This window comes from Paenibacillus sp. V4I5 (genome assembly GCF_030817255.1).
Taxonomy (GTDB): domain Bacteria; phylum Bacillota; class Bacilli; order Paenibacillales; family NBRC-103111; genus Paenibacillus_E.
The window spans coordinates 174,246-195,018 of record NZ_JAUSZB010000001.1 but is presented as its reverse complement, the minus strand read 5'-3'; the positions used below and the strand labels follow the sequence as shown (position 1 = coordinate 195,018).

16 protein-coding genes, 1 tRNA gene and 1 pseudogene are annotated in these 20,773 nt (G+C 42.5%); 2 read left to right on the top strand and 16 right to left on the bottom strand.

From position 1 onward, the window contains the following. Positions 1 to 221: 221 nt before the first annotated feature. Positions 222 to 785: a recombinase family protein gene (locus QFZ78_RS00955; RefSeq protein WP_307544576.1), complete on the top strand. Its 564-nt coding sequence runs from the start codon at positions 222 to 224 to the stop codon at positions 783 to 785. A 42-nt stretch (positions 786 to 827) separates the two neighbouring features. Here the strand turns inward: QFZ78_RS00955 and QFZ78_RS00950 are convergent, their stop codons facing one another. The 15 genes and pseudogenes from QFZ78_RS00950 to QFZ78_RS00880 all read right to left on the bottom strand — a co-directional run bounded on the left by QFZ78_RS00950 (position 828) and on the right by QFZ78_RS00880 (position 17,644). Then, positions 828 to 1,652 (bottom strand): HNH endonuclease, encoded by an 825-nt coding sequence (locus tag QFZ78_RS00950; RefSeq protein WP_307544911.1) that lies wholly within the window; start codon positions 1,650 to 1,652, stop codon positions 828 to 830. A gap of 852 nt (positions 1,653 to 2,504) precedes the next feature. Further along, the gene (locus QFZ78_RS00945; protein WP_307544574.1) at positions 2,505 to 3,332 is read right to left on the bottom strand and encodes an EcsC family protein; all 828 of its coding nucleotides are present in this window, start codon (positions 3,330 to 3,332) and stop codon (positions 2,505 to 2,507) included. A gap of 530 nt (positions 3,333 to 3,862) precedes the next feature. After that, positions 3,863 to 3,931: transfer RNA gene (locus QFZ78_RS00940), tRNA-Ile, on the bottom strand. Positions 3,932 to 4,053: 122 nt separating this feature from the next. After that, a complete protein-coding gene (locus QFZ78_RS00935) occupies positions 4,054 to 5,982 on the bottom strand; it encodes an AAA family ATPase (protein ID WP_307544572.1) in 1,929 nt (642 codons plus the stop codon). A 144-nt stretch (positions 5,983 to 6,126) separates the two neighbouring features. Continuing rightward, positions 6,127 to 6,293 (bottom strand): annotated as a pseudogene (locus QFZ78_RS00930) (RNA polymerase subunit sigma-70); the annotation flags it as partial. Positions 6,294 to 6,741: 448 nt separating this feature from the next. Continuing rightward, positions 6,742 to 7,236, bottom strand: coding sequence for a hypothetical protein (locus QFZ78_RS00925; RefSeq protein WP_307544570.1), 495 nt, complete (start codon positions 7,234 to 7,236; stop codon positions 6,742 to 6,744). Positions 7,237 to 7,587: 351 nt separating this feature from the next. After that, a complete protein-coding gene (locus QFZ78_RS00920; RefSeq protein WP_307544568.1) occupies positions 7,588 to 8,688 on the bottom strand; it encodes a DUF3626 domain-containing protein in 1,101 nt (366 codons plus the stop codon). Positions 8,689 to 8,773: 85 nt separating this feature from the next. Then, entirely contained in the window at positions 8,774 to 9,439 is a 666-nt protein-coding gene (locus tag QFZ78_RS00915; protein ID WP_307544566.1) for a phosphotransferase family protein, read from the bottom strand. 471 nt (positions 9,440 to 9,910) lie between these two features. Next, a complete protein-coding gene (locus QFZ78_RS00910) occupies positions 9,911 to 11,422 on the bottom strand; it encodes an extracellular solute-binding protein (RefSeq protein WP_307544909.1) in 1,512 nt (503 codons plus the stop codon). A 95-nt stretch (positions 11,423 to 11,517) separates the two neighbouring features. Continuing rightward, complete coding sequence (locus QFZ78_RS00905; RefSeq protein ID WP_307544564.1) at positions 11,518 to 12,390, bottom strand: carbohydrate ABC transporter permease; 873 nt, start codon at positions 12,388 to 12,390, stop codon at positions 11,518 to 11,520. Positions 12,391 to 12,402: 12 nt separating this feature from the next. Next, complete coding sequence (locus tag QFZ78_RS00900; RefSeq protein WP_307544907.1) at positions 12,403 to 13,311, bottom strand: ABC transporter permease; 909 nt, start codon at positions 13,309 to 13,311, stop codon at positions 12,403 to 12,405. Positions 13,312 to 13,556: 245 nt separating this feature from the next. After that, positions 13,557 to 14,492 (bottom strand): helix-turn-helix transcriptional regulator, encoded by a 936-nt coding sequence (locus QFZ78_RS00895; protein ID WP_307544562.1) that lies wholly within the window; start codon positions 14,490 to 14,492, stop codon positions 13,557 to 13,559. 19 nt (positions 14,493 to 14,511) lie between these two features. Continuing rightward, positions 14,512 to 15,819: a hypothetical protein gene (locus QFZ78_RS00890; protein ID WP_307544560.1), complete on the bottom strand. Its 1,308-nt coding sequence runs from the start codon at positions 15,817 to 15,819 to the stop codon at positions 14,512 to 14,514. Positions 15,820 to 16,007: 188 nt separating this feature from the next. Next, positions 16,008 to 16,766 carry a phytanoyl-CoA dioxygenase family protein gene (locus QFZ78_RS00885; protein ID WP_307544558.1) on the bottom strand — a complete coding sequence of 253 codons (759 nt, stop codon included), beginning with the start codon at positions 16,764 to 16,766 and terminating at the stop codon, positions 16,008 to 16,010. Between the two features lie 47 nt (positions 16,767 to 16,813). Further along, the gene (locus QFZ78_RS00880; RefSeq protein ID WP_307544556.1) at positions 16,814 to 17,644 is read right to left on the bottom strand and encodes a phytanoyl-CoA dioxygenase family protein; all 831 of its coding nucleotides are present in this window, start codon (positions 17,642 to 17,644) and stop codon (positions 16,814 to 16,816) included. 191 nt (positions 17,645 to 17,835) lie between these two features. Between QFZ78_RS00880 and QFZ78_RS00875 the strand changes: the two genes are divergently transcribed. Next, positions 17,836 to 18,675, top strand: coding sequence for an AraC family transcriptional regulator (locus QFZ78_RS00875; RefSeq protein ID WP_307544554.1), 840 nt, complete (start codon positions 17,836 to 17,838; stop codon positions 18,673 to 18,675). Between the two features lie 433 nt (positions 18,676 to 19,108). Here QFZ78_RS00875 and QFZ78_RS00870 read toward each other — a convergent pair whose 3' ends face one another. Further along, positions 19,109 to 20,773: an MGH1-like glycoside hydrolase domain-containing protein gene (locus tag QFZ78_RS00870; RefSeq protein WP_307544552.1), complete on the bottom strand. Its 1,665-nt coding sequence runs from the start codon at positions 20,771 to 20,773 to the stop codon at positions 19,109 to 19,111.

The following is a 20,773-nucleotide window of genomic DNA, read 5'->3' as shown; positions in this document are numbered from 1 at the left end:
TTAATCTTAAGATAGTATTACCTGGAGCACTCACTGATGTGGGTGCTTTCTTAATTTCCTAACGGTGAGTTTAATCCGCGGCTTCTCCAATTAAAGCTATATCTTATGGGGCTTCAAAAGGATCAAATCTCAAAAGTAATGACAACTGTATCTGGAAAGCGTAGAATCAAGGCATTAGATGGTGTCATAACTTAGTGTCATATTCAATCAGGGGGATAAATATGATTTACGGGTATGCGAGGGTGTCAACTGTAGGGCAGCATCTAGAAGCACAGATAGAACAGCTAGAAGCTAACAGGGGGCAAAAAATCTATTCGGAGAAGTTCACCGGGACTAAGAAGGATAGACCTGAATTTACACGTCTACTTGCTGAGCTGAAATCTGGTGATACGTTGATCATTACTAAGCTGGACAGGTTCGCACGTTCTACTGTGGACGCTATCACCACGGTAAAAGAACTGTTCGGTCGTGGGGTACGGATACACGTATTGAACATGGGCATGATTGAAGACACGGTAACTGGTAGGCTGATCCTAACCATTTTCTCAGGCTTCGCGGAATTTGAAAGGGATATGATCGTTGAACGCATACAGGAAGGTAAAGCTGCCGCCAAGCAAAAAGAAGGCTTCACTGAAGGAAGACCCAAGTCCTACACGTTAAAGCAACTAGATCACGCTATAGGACTGCTAGCTGACAATTCATATAATCAGGTATCAGCCATGACCGGAATTAGCAAGTCCACCCTAATCCGCGAAGTCAATAAACGTAAGGCCCTAACGGTGTGATTCCGTGGGGCTTATTCTTTTTAAGGCCTTATCAGATGAGAGCTAGTCCAAATTCCAAAATGGAATATCATATGAACTGGTTGCACTGTTATAGTGTCTTTTTTTGTTATTACATATATTGCAAAGAATTTGTAAATTGGAAGGGTCATTATTCCCGTGCCTTTTAAGCGGTACAATATGATCCATATCCGGGTCGATTCCAAGAAATAAATCGCCTGATAGAGGGTTCCGGCAAATAGTACATACTCCCTTATCACGGAAGAAAATACCGCGTTTTAACCAGGCTGGCCAACTTCCCATTCGTGCAATTATTCCTTCATCTGAAATGTAATCCGGGTATTTCTCGTGTAGTTCTTTTTTGTCCGCATCAAGACAAACTGCAATCATCTCATGGAAATCCCGTAAAAAATTTTTATTAAGCATTAAAATGTGGAATGCAGAATGTATGATGTTGGGTTGATATTCCTCAAGTATGTCTGATAGCCAATTTACGTACTCCGTGAGTTTTTTACAGCTTCTGCACATTTCGCAAAATCCATGTTTCTCAATATATTCAAAATTTGGCACCTTCTTTGAAGGGATTTTTACCCCTAGATCTCTGAGAGTGTTCTCATAAAACACGAGGACATCTCGGCTATAATCGCTATGTTTAAATTCATCCATTATGCTAAAATTACCGGACACGTAATTCAAATATAAATGAAGAACAGTCTCTTTTGAGGATTTAGTTAGTTTTGGAATAATCATCTCATCCCGCTCTATATCCCAAAATAGTTCAAAATTAGCATTATCATCTTCGTAGAAAAATTGGATTGCCTGACTCACTAGGAACGTCGAATCCGTGTATGTGAATGGTTGATGTAGCACTTTGCGCAATAATCTCACCCTCTTAATGTTGAATTGCTTATCTGTTTCTCCAATATATCATCTCCATTTTAATTAATGAAGAAGCTGCCGCCACGATCGGCAAAGAAAAACCATGCCGCCAGCAAAAAACTTGAGCATGGTTTCGCTTGTTTCTACTCGTATGTGGTTTTCCACACTGTCTGTCGTTATTAGTTCATCCGATAGCCAGCGCCCCAAGGCGGTTTCACTAATGGATGAAGCGGGAACCTCGTCATACCCAGCTGTGGAGTTGTTGTATTCTTTCCATCACGACGCGTTTTAGCTCCAAAAATCTCGCATATCGACGTTCTTCCCGGTCACTTGCCGCACGGCCATTGTCAACAAATTCATCGTACTCTTCCGCGGCCGGTATTCCGGATCTGAACAGACATCCGAAACGGTATCACGTTAAGTCCAGTCACTTTTGCAACGTCCTCCTGCTTGACATTATGCTGCGCCAGGAACTCTCCGGTATGGCGAACGCTTTTTCCCTAATCCAAACATCCGCTATCACTCCTTTATAGCATAAGCATGGACAAGTCTACCGAAATTCAAGGTAAGCGGAGGACTATCCAACTACTGAGGAGATCCCTCCACGCATGGGGAACGGAGTATGTGTACCGGATCCCATTCGGACTAACACTCGAGGACTTCCAAAAAAAGAAGCAGCACTTTGAAGACGGATTGAATAACAAACGTGGCTTTCTAGATATCACACTCCTTTTGAAGCATGGTTTAATAAAGTGGAGTACGTTGCAGCACTCACATCAGTAAGTAATAATATGAATTAGACCCAAGAAATCTCCCGGGCCCTTAGATAAACATAAATGTGAATTAGATATCAATAATCTTATTATTGTCAATTAACCAACGCTCTTGAAATGCCCTACGAGCCGCCCATCCAACATCCTTAATGTACCAGCCATTAACACTTGCGCCTACTAATGCCCCTATAGCAGGAATAGCTTGCAGGGCTTTACGTTTAGTGAGATTGACCCCTAACTGTTTGGCAAGGTTTCTGATTCCGATTATGGCTGCTTCTTTGCTTAACTTGCTTTGAGCGGCCTTCCCAGCCATTGCCTTCCAAGTCTGTTTTGCGATCATAACTTCAATAGTGCGCAACGTAGTCAAAGCGGCTAATTTTTCCTCCATTGAGTTAGCTCCTGATGCAGACAATATTCCTAGAACAAACAGCTTATCCTGTTCGGTCTTACATTCGTATCCATAACACATTCCGATTTTATGAATAGTTCGCATAGCTAAAGTGATTATTGCGGGGATATCCAATGGTGCAGTTAGAATTCCAAAAGCACCAGCTGCCGCTCCCTCTGCCGTTGCAATACCAATGGCCCAGTTATGCACTTCATCAGCCAGTTTGTCGGATAATTCCAGATCCTTATATTTAAGATCACAAATTTGACTAACTTTCCCATCTCGCATTAAATCCTTGCTATCGGATAGCCATTGTCCCAATGAACTTGCACCGTCGATAGCTCCTTGAATCGCTTTCTCAGGGATAACTTTGCGAACAACCCAGGCGATGGGTTCTAATGCAATTCCTAATGCTTTGCTGATAATACTTGGCTCAAGAGCTTTCCACTCTTCAATCATCTTTAACTGTGCAGATTCATAAATAGACAAAGTTTTTATCGTATCTTCCATGACTGAAGGACCACCGTTTCCGTGTGAAATATAGTTCTTGCACTAGCAAGATTCGACAAATTGGATATAAATTCCTTCTTACTATTTGAAGCGTATCAGATATAGTTACGTGAAAAACATCAAGATAAATTGCAATTAAGAGAAAGCCCCGTAAGCCGTATAAAACAATCATAAATTAGCTTCGTTGACGAACTTGATATGCTCGATATTATTTATGACTCATTTCGATAATTTCTCATAAAAATTCGCTTTAAACTCTCAAAATTCAAAACGTGCAAATCCTTGGTAGATAAGGTTTTATTGAATAAGTTCGCTAAACACGCTAATTTCGCTAGGTGTGTAAAACGCGAGATGTACTATCTGAAAGTTCCACAAGCATATGACTCTCTTCTGCTTTTAGTGGAAATAGATGATTAAAAAAACACCATTTTAAAATCATTTGCAACAAATTTGCAACAAATGAGTAAAAGGGTGTTCTGAGACTACATATAGACATAGAAAAAAGCCTTATATATCAAGGCTTTTCGGTATGGAGCCTAGGGGGATCGAACCCCTGACCTCATCGCTATCAGCGATGCGCTCGCACATCTGAGCTACCCAAAAAAAATCTTATCTTAATAAGAGCAAACCGCCACTGTACGCGTCGTTAATGCTTTTGAGCCAACCTGTCACATCTCATGTATTTCGATCAATATTACACACTCCACATGTGAATGTTACCTTACTCTTCAGAATTTTGAACCGCTACTGCAGCTTGAGCCAGTCCAAGTTGAATCTCCTCAGAAGCTGTCATATGTACTAAATTGAACGACTCTCTAAAAACAGTCGTAACAATATCCTTCCACTGAGCTGTTACTGAATCCCAATCATCATTCCAATTTTGCGAAATATAACTATATGCTTTAAAGGGTTTTTCATTAGTTGGTGAGGCATAACCTAATACATCTTCTATACAATTCGAAAGCATTATTCGCTTACTAGCATCGCCACCTAGTGCCTCAAGAATCGGATTATTAAATACCTCTGCACGCACATTACCTTCATCTTTATCATGAATAACCACAGGGGAAATCCCCATTGCTTTTAAGTACTTTACAAGTGATACGATTGTAGCTTTTCCTCTTGCTTTAATGATTTGCCAGTTACACTCCACATCTTTTCTAATTAAATCTGGCATCCGATTTATGGTTTCTCTTAGTATAATATCTTCCGTATCCCCTTCAACAATCAACACATGTTTAGAGAAAAATACTCTAGCAATATAATCATCTATCTTCAATAACATTTTAACGTAAGTTTTATCATTGCCTTGTAGTTTTGAAAATTCTTCACTTGTGTTAAAGGCGAAGCATTTCAATTTTTCAATCTCTATCTGACGGTCTGCTAGATTTAGAGGAGTTTTTTCTTTAGACAAACAGTTCAATATTTGCATAGGTCTTTTACTTAGATCAATCATATATGGCGAATGAGTTGTGCACACAATCTGATTGTTTTGTGCACCAGCTAACTCATATATTGTATCTCTCATCTGCTTAGCTGCATTCGGATGTAAATATATTTCTGGTTCTTCGAAGCCAATAATAAGCGGTCTAGGATTTCCAGTATTTCTTCTATTCTCTCTAAGATTTCGGTAACGTAACAACGCAAAAACGGCCGATCGAATCATTCCAGTCCCTTGCAAATTGACAGATGTTGTTATATTACTAAACATTGAAATTTTAAATTGTGGTTTAATAACCTTATCTGCATCAGCTAATGTCGTAAGAGCTTTCAACCCTGAATTCGGAAAAACAACTCTCATAACATCATTCAATTCTGTCATCATTCTACCAAATTCACTGTCTGTATTTTCTGGGTTAAGCTCCGCGGCCAATAGATTAAGAAAAGTTTGGGCCTGCCTATAATTATCAGAAGCTTCCCTTACATCATTGAATAGTTCGTTCAAAGTAGAAATTAATGCTCCAGATGAGCCTGATAACTCTTCAGTTTTATCTTGTGCAGGTATTAATAAAAACTTAGGCAATTTTGTTAATACGTTTGCAGGAATGCCCCCTGGATTTCTAAACCATTCTTCATTATCTTCATCATAATCATACAAATCCTCAAGATCTTCAAGAATTCCAATTTCTTTCTTTCCTAGCTTCTTCTCATGATCAACCCCTGTTAATTTATCCGCCACTTCTGTGATGTCTAATCCAGAATGGAGGAATTGATTTAAAGTGGTACACTCATCATATTGTGATTTTCTTTGCTTTATTTGTTGTCTAAGCTCCACAACATAATCTACGTTCGGGGCAAACGTTTTCTTATATACTATCCGATACCCAATTTCATTGTTTTCTTTAATGTATTTTAAAACCCTTCCTTTAAAACCCAACCAATCTCTTGCTTCCTCAGGAACATCCCTAAACTCTGCCGTTAAAACAACTTGGTTGACTCCACGTACATTTGTAACTAGTCCTTCCTCCATAAATGAAAAAAATTCTTCTTCAGTTACTTTCTTAACGTCATTCAGAAGGATATTTAGAGCCGACAATATAGAACTTTTACCAATATTGTTTTCACCAATTAAGAATGTGGCATCTGAAAAACTCACTTCTGTATCTAAGTGCCTTCGATATCCCTCAATTTTCAAACTGTAAAGCTGCATGTCAGTCCCCCTAAAATAATATATATATTTCGTTATAGGGATTCGACATATTTCAATTTTTTTCCTTTTTTCTGAATATAGCCTATTTAGGACTTGTCCAACAAAACTACATCGTTTCGAGTCCACAACCTTAAGCTGAAGTGCTTGTACTATATGCGCGACAAGTCTTAAATTATGTTCAATCAATTTGTTTCTGGAATGGTCATTTCCTTCTGCCATGAGCCTAAGATGTTTTTCTTCTTCTTCCTCGGTGAGAGGTTGTGGAACGCATTGTTTTTGACATAGGATACAAGCAAAGTTAACTGTTTGATTAATAGTGGATCATAGCTGTATAGGAAGCATCCGCTTAAAGATTAGTATTAGTCTATGTGGGTGTAAGCCTAGAAGTGCATGTACTTAATACTTTACCTGATTTAGTCAATTAAATTGACTCATCTATGCTGCGTGAGCTAGTCCTTATCATACTAAGATTAGAAAGCATTCTAAGTCTCCTTTCATTGAATTCAAAGATCGCTTTTTCTTTTGTGATCTCCATCAGGAAAAACTTCAATTTGACGTCTACAACCTTTCGATATTTCTTGATGTAAGACATACATAGGAACCCTCTAGCTGCAAGTTCCTCTACTTTAGATATTTCTACAACAACTACATTAAATAATTCATTTATTCCGAAAAGGTTAAGAACATCCTCAACTAAATACAGTGGTTTTTTCTCCAAGAGAGAGATTGTCCCAAATTCAAAAACAGCTTGCTTCTCTTTTAGCAGTATCGGGAGATAGCTGCAATTTTTCTAAGTTTATCCCACTCTAAAAGTAGTACCTCAAGCTTCTTATGATATTCTTTCCATATCAAAAGCTGTGCTGGGATATCCAATTCTGCAAACCATTCGAAGTATTTAAACTTAAGTAGTTTATTCGGAGTAAAACGAACGTAGTTCCCATCGTATCTCATACTTTTATTTACTAAAGTAGTAAGTTGGTAATCACTTAGTCTTTCATTACAAATCGAACACGCTTCAATCAAAATACCTAAATCAAAAAACAGTTCCTTAAGAAAATCCTTATCCCAATCGTATTCCTTGCTAGAAACAAATTTACTTACAACACCTTGCTCCTTCCATTCAATCCGCTTTTCCTCGGTCTCTATTTGGAACAACCGAATATTCTCTTTAATTTTACTCGTCACAAATTCCAAATGTTTCATCTCTTTGTACTTCCCTTTATCTATGAAATGTTCAATATGATAAATTGTCATTTGGAATAATGTACTCCTTAACTATCTTTTTGGGACTGTAGATATTAGCTTGTTTTAACTTAAATTTTCTATGTAGCACCACACCAACCGTTGTATCTTCTTTCATTTTTTAATAAATTGAACAGGGCCAATACCGACTAGATCACCAAACAAGAAATATGATCCACCTCTCTTGATTTATATCTTCCAAAACGGCTTTAAGTACTAGGATATTACCTTGAATATCAGTTATCAGTTTTTATGTAATTGTGAAATACAAGAAATTATTGAGCATAACTGCCCGTTTAGCTGAGAAGGCTGCCGTTCTTTACTGTTGAGCTTTAGTTTTCCGTCCCTCAACGAATAAGCCCTTCAATAACGTACAAACGGGTTACCAAATCGAACTAAAATATGCCACATGTATTTTAATTCCTGAAGCACCTCTTCATAGAACCCTCTATCGCTCCATAGTGCTGGATTACGTTTCAAATCGTTTACAGCTGCCCCGACCACACTAGCGTCGATATAATCATTCCGTGCTATCCGCTTAGCTAAGGAAGGCATAGTTGGTCCCCTAAAATCCGAGGGAATTTCTTCTACTCGCATTGCAAATCCCATATGCCAATATAGTTCAATCGAATACTTTAAGCTTATTTGTTCTAATATATCTCCTATGTAAGTGCCCTTGAACGAAGGATCGACAACAAGCACTTCTACGTCATTACTTAATATGATATCACCGTGAACCTGGGCCTCGATATAATGGTTAAGGTTTCGATTGGGTACACGCTTTGAAGGATCCTTGAATGGTTGTTCAAGATTATACAGCAGATGCTCAATCAATATCCGTGGTGTCAAGTTTTTCTCGCCAATCGCATCATTTCGAAAAAATGCATCTTTAAAAATCGCTGATAAAATGTCATCAAACTCTCCATAAGTGCCTTTTTCCTTGGGATCTTGATGCGAATCCAAATAAGTGTACGTGCAGCGATAGGAGACCTTTGGTGAGAGAAGGAAGTAACATGACCCAAACCGCGGAGCCGGCCCATCCGGGTGCAACATTAAATCTAGCGCCCCGTACTTCGGGCGCTGGCTATTGGTCACACCATCTAACTGATAAGCGCCTCCAAACATCTTTTTCTCCCAAAGATCCCGTGCACCACCTGGATAAGCGGATACGCTGCCATTGGAAATGAGAGTTTCGAACTGACTCTTATATATTCCCTGATCAAGCAATGCCTGAGCCACACTTTTCATGTCCGTAATTGGCCGATCAGGATGAAAATGCAGCGCGACCCTCGCGTTCGACAAAAGCTTAGTGACGGCATCCTCAAATGTGTTCCAAGGGATATTTGACATCTGAAGAACTTCCTTAATAGACTTTTGAGCTTCGCATTTCCGGGTTCTGGCGTACTGTGTAATATGCTCAATTGCCAGATGCTGCGAACTTGATAAACCTCTCTTACCTAACATTTACTTCACCTTCCTTGATATAACCTGACATGCATGTTATTCACCCTTGATTCACTAGAGTTTCAAAAACACCGTTCAATTTCTGCTAAACCATAATCATGTCAACGACTTGTTTCGCAAACGCAGCAAAGGGTTCGATCAGGTTAGGACTTCGATCAATAGCCCACCTGAGTTTATCGAAAGCTCTTAATAGCAGCAAATGTTTCAAGTCAGTAAGGTCTTTTTCGCTTAACCCGTACCCGTCTAAAAATGCTTTGAATTCATCAATATTCGGGCCTTCGCCTAGGATTTGGCACTGCATCACTTGAATAATATCTCCATGCGATACCACGCTTACTTCTGCACTGCCCCAATCTAGCAATATAACTTGGCCTTCCTGATTGACAATTGTATTCTTTAAAGAGATATCTCCATGGTTTAAACCGAAGCGGAACGGTTCTTTCTTCAAATTCTCGAACAGTTTTCTTACTCTCTGCGATTCCATCTGAGTGATTACTCCAAGATTAATGAACCGATCATACTCCGTCAAACTATTGATATTATACTGCACATACCCCTGCCAACTTCCATCTGATCCAGCATGAGAAGGTGACTGAAACTCACCATTGTTTGGATCAATCAGATTTTCCCCGAATCCTTTCACTTGAATCGAATGAATGAGTTTGGCATATTCGCCAAGTTGCCTCCAAACATCGGACTTGAGAACCGTACTGTCTAATCCGTTGTCATCATCTATAAAAGATTGAATCATATATGCTGTTTCATCAGCTATACCAATGGACAACACCTCAGGTCCAATGATGCCAAAAAGTTTGGAAATGTACCTGTATCGTTCATGCGGACAACTAATTTACAACTCTCCGTCTCAACTATGCAAACCTTATTTACAATGCCTTTACCTATGATCTGATATGATGTTTTCACTTGTTCTAGCAGAAAATCGCCTGCAATTCGTCTTGCTTGTATAACTAAAGAGTCCTCCATTCATTATATCCTCCTTCAATAAGCACCTAGCTTTACGATTCAATATAACGCCCAATTGCGTAACAAGGCTGCCGATCGTTCCTGGCAGCCTTGTGGTGTTTTTTCAGCTATTGTTCTCAGTTCCCAAGTTTTAAGGGTTTATCTCACGTAAAGTCAATCATTCGCAGATCATTACTTTCCATATGAGCGTATTGAAAATACGCCTACGACTTGATCATAAGCTTATTTTCACTTCAAGTTATTTCTTTTTCATCTCCTGATACACTTTCTTCTGTTCTTCCATGACCTCTTTACCGCCAGTCTTCATGTACTCCGCAACCATATCGTCATACAGCTTGTCGAAATCCGCCGGCTTAGCCGTTACCGTCTTTACATAAATTTCAATGGCTTTATCATTCAAGGTTTGATTGTATTTAATTTGCGCTTCGATCGGTCTGTCAAAACGCGCGGGCAGCTGCCCATCCTGATCACCAACCTTGATACTGTTCATGGTGAAGTCCTTATATTTGGGATCAGCCGCGTTTGCTTTTAGTGTTTTTTCCGTATCCCCCATATCTTTGCCGTTAATCAGCATGCTGTAATCCAAATAGTTGTACATCACCCTTTTGGCTTCATCCGTATCCAATATGACCGGAATGCCGTCATCGCCTTTTTTGTAGGTAACCCCTTCCGTACCGTTCTGCAAATCGAAGATAACGTTATAATCTGACATCCAGTTCAGGAACTTAATGGCTTCTACGGCCCTTTTGCTAGCTTTCGGTACCATGATATGAGCAGACAGCGGATGGTAAATCTGTTTCACATGCTTGCCTTCGTAGTTCGTGAATGGATCTACAGGCAGCAGCGTGGCACTCGGAACATTCTTCTGCAGGGTGGAATAATACGACTGATAGACAGGTTCGTTTGTATTAGTGATCGCAAATCCGATCAATCCGTTCACTAAATCAGCCTGAAATTTTTTACCGTCTTTATCCAGGGCGAAATCGGGGCTAATTAAGCCTTCGTTATACAGCTTGTTCAAATACTTATAGCCATCTTTATTACCCGGCTTCATCAAATCCGGAAGAGAGTAATATTCTTCTTCCGTCATTTTTTTCCAGAATGTCCGGACCAGCGGGTCCAGGTTGCCGTTATACCGAATGCCATAAGGGATGACCTTCCCACCCGTATTGCCTGGATCCTTCTCCTTAAATGCTTTCAACACATTATAGAACTCATCGGTCGTTGCAGGCGGCTGCATACCCAGCTTGTCAAGCCAGTCCTTTCGGATAATCGGCGTTGAACTGGCGATAATTATTCTTTTCGCAGGGATCGTGAACTGCTTTCCTTCAAAATTACCATAGCTCAGCAGCTTATCACCAAGATATTTTTTCAAATTGGTACCATGCTGGTTGATCAGATCTCCAAGCTCGGTCAACCCTCCCTGCTTCACCCAATTCTGTACGGCAGGATCGCTATAGGTAAATATGATATCCGGCGCCTCATTGGCCGACATCAGCACATTCAGCTTCGGCACTTCCTCTGTTCGCGGAACGGTTACAAACTGCAGCTTGATATTATTCGGGTCGCCAAACTTTTCCTGCATGTATTTGACAAAATAGCTTTCCGTAAGCGGCGGTGCGCCCGGCGGCGTGTTGCCACGGTCGAAGAGCTCGACTTTCAGCGTTACCGGATCTCCCTTGGCCCCGCCTTCCTTCGCACCTTCTGAGCTGGAGCAGGCAGCAACCGTACCTGCCAATAAAATGACCATCAGTGAACTGTTAATTGTCCGGATAAGCGACTTTGGTTTGCGCAAATCGTTCAACTCCCTTTTTTAGGTAGAATGGGACTCCTCTTAAGAAACAATCAACCCTTCACTGCGCCGACCATGATCCCGGAAATAAAATATCGCTGAAGCCAAGGATAGACTAGCAAAATCGGTATCGTGGCAAACATAATGCTTGCCGCTTTCAGACTCTCGGGAATCGGGGCGGTAGCATTCATCCCTTCCGTCGCGGTCGCGTCGCTCATTTGATTGCTGATGACCAATTGGTACAGCTTCAGCTGAATCGGGTATAAATCCTGATTGGTAATATAAAAGAGCGCATCCATGAACCCGTTCCAACGGCCTACCGCATAGAACAAGCTCAATGTTGCCAATACCGGCAAAGAAAGCGGCAGCACAATCCGGAATAACGTTCCGAAATGCGAGCTTCCGTCAATCCGTGCAGACTCTTCCAGCTCCTCTGGAATGGAGGCGAAGAAGGACTTCAGGATGATCAGATAGAAGGCGTTGATCATGCCGGGCAGTACTAACGCCCAGAGGGTGTTCGTCAGCTTTAACGATTTGACAAGCAAATATTCCGGAATCAATCCTCCGCTGAAAAACATCGTAAACACGATAATAACCAAAAAGAAATCCCGGCCCTTCAGCCTTTTCTTCGTAAGCGGATAAGCTGCGCAAATCGTCATGACCATGCATACGACCGTGAATACAGTCACAAGTAAAATCGTGAAAAATAACGAACTGACCATCTTGGCATCCTTAAACACGGTTTCATAAGCCATGGTGCTCCATTCTACCGGAAATACCGTCACCTTATTGGATAAAATCGCCGCATTGGAACTTAACGAGACGGCAACCAAATGAAGGATGGGAACGAGGCAAATAAAAGACGCCACGGCTACAAGCAGGATGATAAAGCTATCGATAATTTTGTCACTTGTACTGACTTTCATTAGATACCCCCCTTACCAAATTCCTTGGTCGGTCACTTTTTTGGAGATATAGTTAGAAGACAACAGGAAGATCAGACCGACGACCGCCTGGAATAAACCGATAGCCGTAGCGATTGTAAAACGGGCAGAGTGTATGCCGACCTTATAGACGAAGGTACTTATGACTTCGGATACATCCGTGACTAGCGGATTCGCCAGAACAAAGGGGCGTTCAAAACCGATGCTGGCCATATGCCCAATGTTGATGATCAGCAAAATCATAATAGTTGGTTTGATTCCGGGAAGCGTGATGTTCCATATTTTACGCAGACGCCCCGCTCCATCCACTGCAGCCGCCTCATACAGCTCCTTGTTGATTCCCGCTAAAGCCGCCAAATAAATGATCGTACCCCAACCGGCATTTTGCCACACGCCTGCTCCCACATAAGTGATCACCCAATAGATGGGCTCGGTGAGAAAAGGAATCGCTTTCATTCCAGAAGACTTCAATAATATATTTACAAGCCCTGTATTGGTGGATAGAAGCTGATAAACCATGCCTCCGATGATGACCCATGAAATAAAGTGAGGCAGATATAATACGGTTTGTGCGCCCTTCTTAAACCACTTGATCCGGATTTCGTTCAATAACACAGCCAAGATGATAGGTGCCGGGAAGGAAACCAGCAAGTCCAATAGGTTGAGCAGCATCGTGTTTCGCAGTACCTTGTAGAAATCCTTCATTAGAAAAATTTCACGGAAAGCATCCAGACCTACCCAAGGACTCTTCCATATTCCCTGGAACATATTAAAATCTTTAAAAGCGATAGTTACCCCATACATCGGGATATACTTGAAGATCAGGAAATACAACATGGGCAAGGACAGCAATGCATACAACTGCCAATCCTGACCTACGATAAGTCTCCTGCTTTTCTTCATAGTTGACGAGCGAGTGGCCGTATACGGAGAGGCTAAAGTTTTATCCATGGCAGGTTCGTTACTTGGCATATGATCCCTCCTTTTCGTCATTCTATGTCCACAGTAATTCATGTTCAATTAACTTTCAATTAACATGAATCGCCCCTTATCGAAATGTAAGAAAACGCTTGCATAACCTTTTCTCACACCTTAACATTTCCGAATATCGGATTAAAGCGCTTGCATTTTTAACTAGTCAAATCGGCTTATCCATTGCTTTTTACCTCTGTTTTTTTGCGAAAGTCTCCAGGTGGAACGCCTAACCCATTTTTGAAAGCTCGGTGAAAGGAAATGACGTGAACATAGCCCACCCGTTCTGCGATATTGTGTACCGGCAGGTCGGTCTTAAGGAGTAATCTCTGCGCCTCCTCCAAACGAATCCGCAGCAAATAATCAATAAATTTTTCCCCAAACTCTTCTTTAAACAGCTTGCTTAAATATCGCGGATTCATCTCATACTGGTCGCTAATCCGGTTTAAGGATAGATCAGGATCGAAATAATGCGTTTCGATATACGCTTTGACCTGGCAGATGAGTTCATGATTGTTCCTTGCGCAGCGAGCGGCTCGAACACGGGGCTCAAGCTCGGAAAGCAGCATAACCAACCGTTCATGCCATTCCTCGAGCTTTTCAGAGTGCTCCACTAAGGCTTCAAGCACCGGCTTATATTCCGTGGCCCACAGCTCCTGTGCCTCTCCCGTCATTTCCATCAGTTCTTTATTCAGATGATAAATCAAATAATTGGTAATCTGGTTGATATCGCCTTGTGAGAACCGTCCCTTCTTTAAAGCTTGAAAAAGCGAAATCATATGGTTCTGCCATTGCCCGTCGTCCGTCCGGAACGACTTGACGAGTGTTCGAACCGATTGCAGATGAGGGAAAATCCGACCTTCCGTTTTCGCATGTACATCCCGGATTCCAATGAGTGAGCCTAAACCAAAGACCGGCTTATAAGACAAATGCACTTTGGCTTCCGCATAGCATTGCGGGATGTTGCCGAGAGTCTGGGTCTCCGACCCGATGCCAACGGACACTGTAAATTCAAGATTTTCCAGAATCCAATCCTGCAGTTTCTTCATGAAATCATATACCGTATGCCCATCTGGCTTCTGGCTATCATTCAAATAAAACACGACGGCCATTTGCTGTGGCCCCACCCATTCATTCCAAACAAAAAATCCCTTCGTTCTGGGCAACTTCCTGAAGGACGTTGCTAACGACAAATTTAAGCAAGATCTGGTCACGCGAGCTATAGTCAACGACAAACTGAGAGTAACGGTCGATTTCCATCATCGCCACCGCCAACCGTTGGAACTGGGAAGGCAAGTGCAGTCTGGCGGTTTCATGTCTCCACTCCGTTTCGTTCATGATCCTATGGCCTTCCAGCCAATCGACCAGTACTTGTCTTTTACGAATCAGCAGATCGTCTTTATGTAGTTTTTCGTACTGGCTCGTCCTTTCCAACAAGCTATCGATGGCGGATTCTATAAATTTCAGCTCGTCATCCCCCGCATGCTTAACCAGCTCGCCGCTTTTTCGTTTCGTGTAATCTTTGATCCTTACCGCAATGGACTGGATCGGCTTGTAATGCCGGTGAGTAATAAACGTAAACCAAATCACTCCAAGCAGGATTGCCGCTAAGCCAACAATCATCCAGAGGTCATTAAATTGGGACATCAAAGATAAATTCCGATCTCTTTGTCCGCTGGGCATATACACCCAACCCGTATAATCGGAATGAATCCGTTCCTTTTTTAGCTCTTGTACGGGTGCGGCTTGGCTCTGCAGCGTCACGCTTCGATCAAAAGGCTCTAGGTTAGCGGTAAGCAGCCGAATGAAACCGGCATCATATCGAGTTAAATCCTTAATAAATCCAACTAATGCCCGAACGCGGATGTTTACCACGACAGCACCCTGTTTGATACCATCTAAAGGGAAAAACTTGACGAGTGACACCACCTGTTCCTCGCTCGAATCATGAATAAATTCACGATAATTTCTTGGACTTGTCCACCCCGCGGGCGCCGTCTTCGAATGATAGGCAGCCAGAAGGAAATCACGGTCCCCGAACTGCTCCAAGTCTGATAGGCCGTTTCTGGATAATATTTTTCCGGACTGTTCGTTGTACATATAGATGGAGCTGGAAAAAGGCAACATGGAAGTGAAATCATCAAGCCTATGTGAAATCAAGAAGTAATCAAAAGGCGTTTTATCGTCTGCCGCATAAGTATAGAAATCTTTTAACTTCTCATCCGTAAAAATTTCTTTGATCGTCATTTGTTCGGAAGCCTTCAGATTGGCGTCCACTGCCTGCATGACCTTTGTCGCAATAGAGGCATCCGTCATCGCAATTTGTTTTTGGGCCGAATTGTTTAAAATCGAAAAAAAAGAAAAGATTAAGACGGAAATGACAACGAAAAACAGGGGGGCGTAAGACAACAGCATGCGATGATACCAGCTCATTTTCATCAAAAATCAGTCCTCCTGCACCTATAACTTGATTGACAACAAGCAGAATAAGATTCTTTTCCGCTGATTTCCATTTATTTAGCATAGTATATTAGATTGAAAATTGTTGTCGAATCCTGTTTGGAAGAAGACGCAAAAAAACACCGGAAGTTGATCCGATGTCCTTGATCTGATATGGATTGTCCGAATTAATCAAAAATAACTGAAAACGGTTCCGCCGGCCGGGATATTGTTTCGGCATCCATGTAACATACGCTGAAGGCCCTGCGAGATTTGCTGCTGCGATTGCCTTCCGAACCGTGAATCGTCCAGTTATGAAGTAAGACGGCTTCGCCGGGCTGGAGCTCCAAATAATCCGGTTCCCTATTTACTGTCAAATCTTCGATCTGCTCCTTGGTCAAAAATCCGGATGGATGACTTGGATTCATAAGATGTCGGTGCGTACCTTGATATACTTGTACACAGCCGTTTTCACGGGTAGCCGGGTCCAAGGCGGTCCATACCGTTAATAATGGGTCACGATCCAAATTGGACCATCGGTCCTGATGATAAACCAGATGGGTCCCATGAAAGGCGGGCTTATTCATAAACATGGCGCGGAAACAAGCAACCCTGGTGTGGATTCCGTATATTTTTTCCGCAATAGAGCGGAACAGCGGCTTCTTCATATAAGCCAAATACAAGGGATCGAGCTCCAGGTTCTGGATCTTCCGGTAGTTAAGAGTTGCTCCCTTAAAACCCAGGGTCTGAGCCGATTGTTCGAACCCTTCCCCTTCTTCCCGTTGCATCATCAAACGGTCGTAATCGATTTCGGCTTTTCCCAGCATAATCTCATCTATCCGGTTGGTAAGCGCCGTTACTTCTTTCTCCGACAAAACTTCTCCCAATCGGAGGTATCCCTGTTCTTCGTAGGTCTGCCATTGCTCGAACGATAAGGTATCGCCCATGCTGTTCACTCTCCCTTGTCTGAATTCTAAATTGGTAAGAGTAAGACTCAACATTCTGCGGAAGTCATCTCATTTGTAAACATCCGTTTGTATTCCCCGGCTGACATTTTCACTGCCGATTTGGGGGCATAGTGAAACTGCAGCGACCGGCGGCGTTTGGATGAATGATTATTCGGCGTGCCATGGTACAACAGCCCATGGAAGAACAGAACTCCGCCTGGCTTGAGTGGAATTGCCGCGTCCTTATCTACCGGCACGTTCGTGTCACAGATCTGCCAATCTCGAACAGCGTAGTGCGGTGTGGCTCCATCCATGTGGGAGCGCGGGATGACGTGCATGCAGCCGTTGTCGAGCCCCGCCTCGTCAAGTGCGATCCAAACTCCAATCACCGGCTTGTTCCATGTCAAGTTGTTGTAAGCCATATCCTGGTGCCATGGCTTTTCCGCTCCCCCGAAGGGAGGCTTCAACAGAGCCTGGTCCTGCACTAGATTCACTTCCTCGCCAAGCAAGCGTTCGACAACGGATAAGATAGCCGGATGATAGGCTATCGCTCGCAGCGACTCATCGAAGTCCACAAAGTTGTAAAGCTTTCTTACCGCAAACTCTCGTTCCTCATCGGTCTTTAGTTCACTCTGCGGTTTGGTGAATTGCAGCTTAACCTTCGTGTCACGGTTAAAGATATTATCCATAACCGCATCGATTGACTGCCCCACTTCTTCTACCTTCAGTATTTGCTCTATTGCAATGAATCCAGCTTCCTTGTACTGTTTGATGTACTCATCCGTAAAATCATTGATCGATACCAACGGCCGATGCACATTGTCGAATCGGTACATGCGTTTGTTAATGTCATCTGAATTTTGTACATTTGTACTCATTGTATCCCTCCTTAAAGAGTGATAAATCTACATCCGTTACTATTACAATAACGTTTATCTTCATTAATGAAAATGGATGGAGGAGCGACTTTTTTGTATAAATGTACATATCACGCATTCACAAACTCGTTGCTATCGGCCGAAGCTTATGATTAAATGGAAACCAAACGTCATTTGAAGGAGTGTTGGCGATGATCACCTTTTTTTACAACGGTTCCGTGGGAAAATCCCGCTGCGAGCCAGGATGGGACTGGTCTCGTTTAAGCCCCATGCCCGATTACGACCTCTGGTATGCAATAGAAGGAAAAGGACAAATGATCATCAACGGAGTAAGCTACCCGATCTGTAAAGGCTCCTGCTTTTTAATCCGGCCCGGCGATCAAGTGAAAGCAACTCAGGAGCTCGATCATCGGCTAACCGTCATTTTCATACATTTTACAATCCAACCGGGTCTGGACGTCGATCTTCCCGAAAGACATGTACGGCTAGAGGACACCATTATGCCGGAAACATGCTTACAGCGTATTGTTGATCTTCAGCTTCGGGAAGAAGATCGGCAGGAAGAAGAATTCGACCTGCTCGTGCATCTCGTTCTTCTGCATATGCTGCGCCAGCAAAAAAGCAGATCTCAGTCACCCATCTCCCATATGCATAAACAGCTAATTCACAAAGTTATTGATGAGCTCCGCGACCAAATCAGCGAAAAGGCAATAACCGTGGCAAGCCTCGCTGAGGACGTCAATGTATCTCCGCGCTATTTGAGTCAACTGTTCATGAAGTACACCGGTTTTTCCTTAAGGGAGTACATTACGCGAGTCCGCATGGAACGGGCACGATTTCTCCTGTCCGAGACAGCGATGAACATTACTGAGGTTTCAAGCGCACTCGGCTTCACCGACGTATACCATTTCAGCAAAATGTTCAAATCTCACAACGGAGCGCCTCCGTCCAGATTTCGCTACAAAGGACGGCCAGCCAAAAGCAATTATGGCGATTTCAACCCTCCGCAAAATACCGATCCTCTTGAATGACTAGAGTCATGGAACATAACTTGTCCAAAAAAACTACATCGTTTCGTGTCCATAACCTCTTGAGGTTGTGAACACGAAGCAAGGTAGAATGTTCTGTTACGTGATAGTCTGCACTATTAATCTCCATTCTTTATAAAATTTGTTATGCACAGTGGGCAAATTCAATGGCGTTTGACATAATTCCCCCCCCAGATTAATTCTTCGATTGGAAGAGGTATAGCGGCTTCTACTTACTACAGATCTTAAGGTCTATGAGATCGCAGAGAATGTCGGATATGATACTACCAAATACTTTAGTAAATCTTCGAAAAATGGGTCGGTAGTAAGCCTAGTGAGTTTATAAATAAACAACCTAAGTAACAATATACTTGTTTCATAGTTAGCGAAAAGAGGGTGTCCCCAGCCATCTTAATGGCTTGAGACACCCTCTTTTTTAAGCTTTAATCCTAATTTCAATCGTACCATTGACTTCCGTCTTAATTTCATTGCCGCCATACACAACGTGAAGTTTCACTGGCGCATCGCTTGAAACCGTAAGGAGATAGGACCCATCTGTCTGTTCAACTGCAATCAGATCCATGGTTTTACCAGCAAACCAGTATTGATTGCACCCGATTGTACCCATGCCCGATTGAAGTCTCCAAGTCAATTCATTCTTGGAAGCATCCCCCTTGAGACCAATCGCATGCTCCAGCAAATAAAGCGTCGAAGCAATACCAGACCAGCCAACAAAATCTTTCTTGTCAGCATTCCCCGAGTCAATAGCATCAGGTGGATAATTCTCCCAAATCGAACCTGTATCCTTAAAAACTTGCACTACATTATCCAGATGGTTGAGTGCAATTTCTCTGGCTAAATCTACATATCCGTATTTCTCCAAGCCGCGAATCACCATCGTATTCGTCGGAGCCCAGACGGAACCTCGCCAATATCCGCCTTGCGGATCATATCCTGGCTCGTCGGCCGCACATACCGGAACACGATGTGTACGGTTGAAAGTGTTCGGATCATTCAACCATTCGGATAGCTTAGCAGCCTGAGATTCATCTGCGACCCCAGCAAGCAGCGCCCAGTAGGCAGCTATGGTTTTGACAGGAGCGCGCGTCCCGTCATTTTTAACATCATAATAGAAGCCCGTTTCGGCATCCCACATGAAGTTGTTAATCGCTGCCGTAAACGTCGCAGCATCTTTTTCCAATTTTGCGATTTGACGTTCAAGATCTTTGGCAGCCTCTTTGGAGCCTTCTTCTACTTTTTTACCCATCAGGATGTCACCGATCTCGATTAAGCTTCGAGCAACAAGTACCATTTCACAGCTAATATCAACCCCGCTGCCCAAATATTTATTTCGCGGGGAATTATCCATACTCGCCCAATCTGTCACAAATAAACCGAACTGATTATAGAGGTGGTAACAAAGTGCATCGTAGTATCGCACAAGTGGTTCCCAAACCAGTTCCAGTCGCTCCCGATCTCCAGTATGCTTATAGCTTTCCAATTCCGCCCAAGAAACGATTGGGTGATTTAAATTGTCTAGTCTAAAGTAAGGTGGGTTTTCAACAGTCCGACCCAAATCTGGTTTGTACATCACTTCAAAATCAAGATCATTAATTTGCGCGAGTCCCCGGTGCTTGTAGTGATTATGGAAGAAAGAATGCAGTGGTTTGCGCTCGGCATTGACCCATTTGTAGAACTCGACACCGGAATTCGTTACGTATTCACGAGCGATTTCCCCGTCGTCCAACTGTTTGCAATAAAAATTATCTAATGAACGGATTCCCGGAATATAGGGATGAGCTAGATTACAAAACATCGTAATAAAGGCGGTATCCCATAAGAAAATTTTATCATTAAAGGCGGCGTCAATGAAATTACTTACAAATCCACTTTCCTTCGTTGGTACGAAGGTATTTCGATAGGCAATTTCCCATGTACGCCAGTAACATTCGATATAATCAGGACGGTTCTCGAATATCGGTGCTGGAAGAGATGAGCGAGCTTCCTCGAACGTCAGTAGCGGTGTATCCGCGTAAGTCTTTTTATTAAAATATAACCCTCTTGTCCATTGTTCTGGCTGCGTATAATTAGTCGTTGGCAT

Excerpts from the sequence above, each read along its gene's own strand:
- QFZ78_RS00900 (WP_307544907.1), bottom strand. The coding sequence starts at position 13,311 with ATGAAGAAAAGCAGGAGACTTATCGTAGGTCAGGATTGGCAGTTGTAT.
- QFZ78_RS00895 (WP_307544562.1), bottom strand. The coding sequence starts at position 14,492 with ATGGCCGTCGTGTTTTATTTGAATGATAGCCAGAAGCCAGATGGGCAT.
- QFZ78_RS00955 (WP_307544576.1), top strand. The coding sequence starts at position 222 with ATGATTTACGGGTATGCGAGGGTGTCAACTGTAGGGCAGCATCTAGAA.
- QFZ78_RS00935 (WP_307544572.1), bottom strand. The coding sequence starts at position 5,982 with ATGCAGCTTTACAGTTTGAAAATTGAGGGATATCGAAGGCACTTAGAT.
- QFZ78_RS00945 (WP_307544574.1), bottom strand. The coding sequence starts at position 3,332 with ATGGAAGATACGATAAAAACTTTGTCTATTTATGAATCTGCACAGTTA.
- QFZ78_RS00880 (WP_307544556.1), bottom strand. The coding sequence starts at position 17,644 with ATGAGTACAAATGTACAAAATTCAGATGACATTAACAAACGCATGTAC.
- QFZ78_RS00905 (WP_307544564.1), bottom strand. The coding sequence starts at position 12,390 with ATGAAAGTCAGTACAAGTGACAAAATTATCGATAGCTTTATCATCCTG.
- QFZ78_RS00885 (WP_307544558.1), bottom strand. The coding sequence starts at position 16,766 with ATGGGCGATACCTTATCGTTCGAGCAATGGCAGACCTACGAAGAACAG.
- QFZ78_RS00920 (WP_307544568.1), bottom strand. The coding sequence starts at position 8,688 with ATGTTAGGTAAGAGAGGTTTATCAAGTTCGCAGCATCTGGCAATTGAG.
- QFZ78_RS00875 (WP_307544554.1), top strand. The coding sequence starts at position 17,836 with ATGATCACCTTTTTTTACAACGGTTCCGTGGGAAAATCCCGCTGCGAG.
- QFZ78_RS00910 (WP_307544909.1), bottom strand. The coding sequence starts at position 11,422 with ATGGTCATTTTATTGGCAGGTACGGTTGCTGCCTGCTCCAGCTCAGAA.
- QFZ78_RS00870 (WP_307544552.1), bottom strand. The coding sequence starts at position 20,773 with ATGCCAACGACTAATTATACGCAGCCAGAACAATGGACAAGAGGGTTA.
- QFZ78_RS00925 (WP_307544570.1), bottom strand. The coding sequence starts at position 7,236 with ATGACAATTTATCATATTGAACATTTCATAGATAAAGGGAAGTACAAA.
- QFZ78_RS00890 (WP_307544560.1), bottom strand. The coding sequence starts at position 15,819 with ATGAAAATGAGCTGGTATCATCGCATGCTGTTGTCTTACGCCCCCCTG.
- QFZ78_RS00915 (WP_307544566.1), bottom strand. The coding sequence starts at position 9,439 with ATGATTCAATCTTTTATAGATGATGACAACGGATTAGACAGTACGGTT.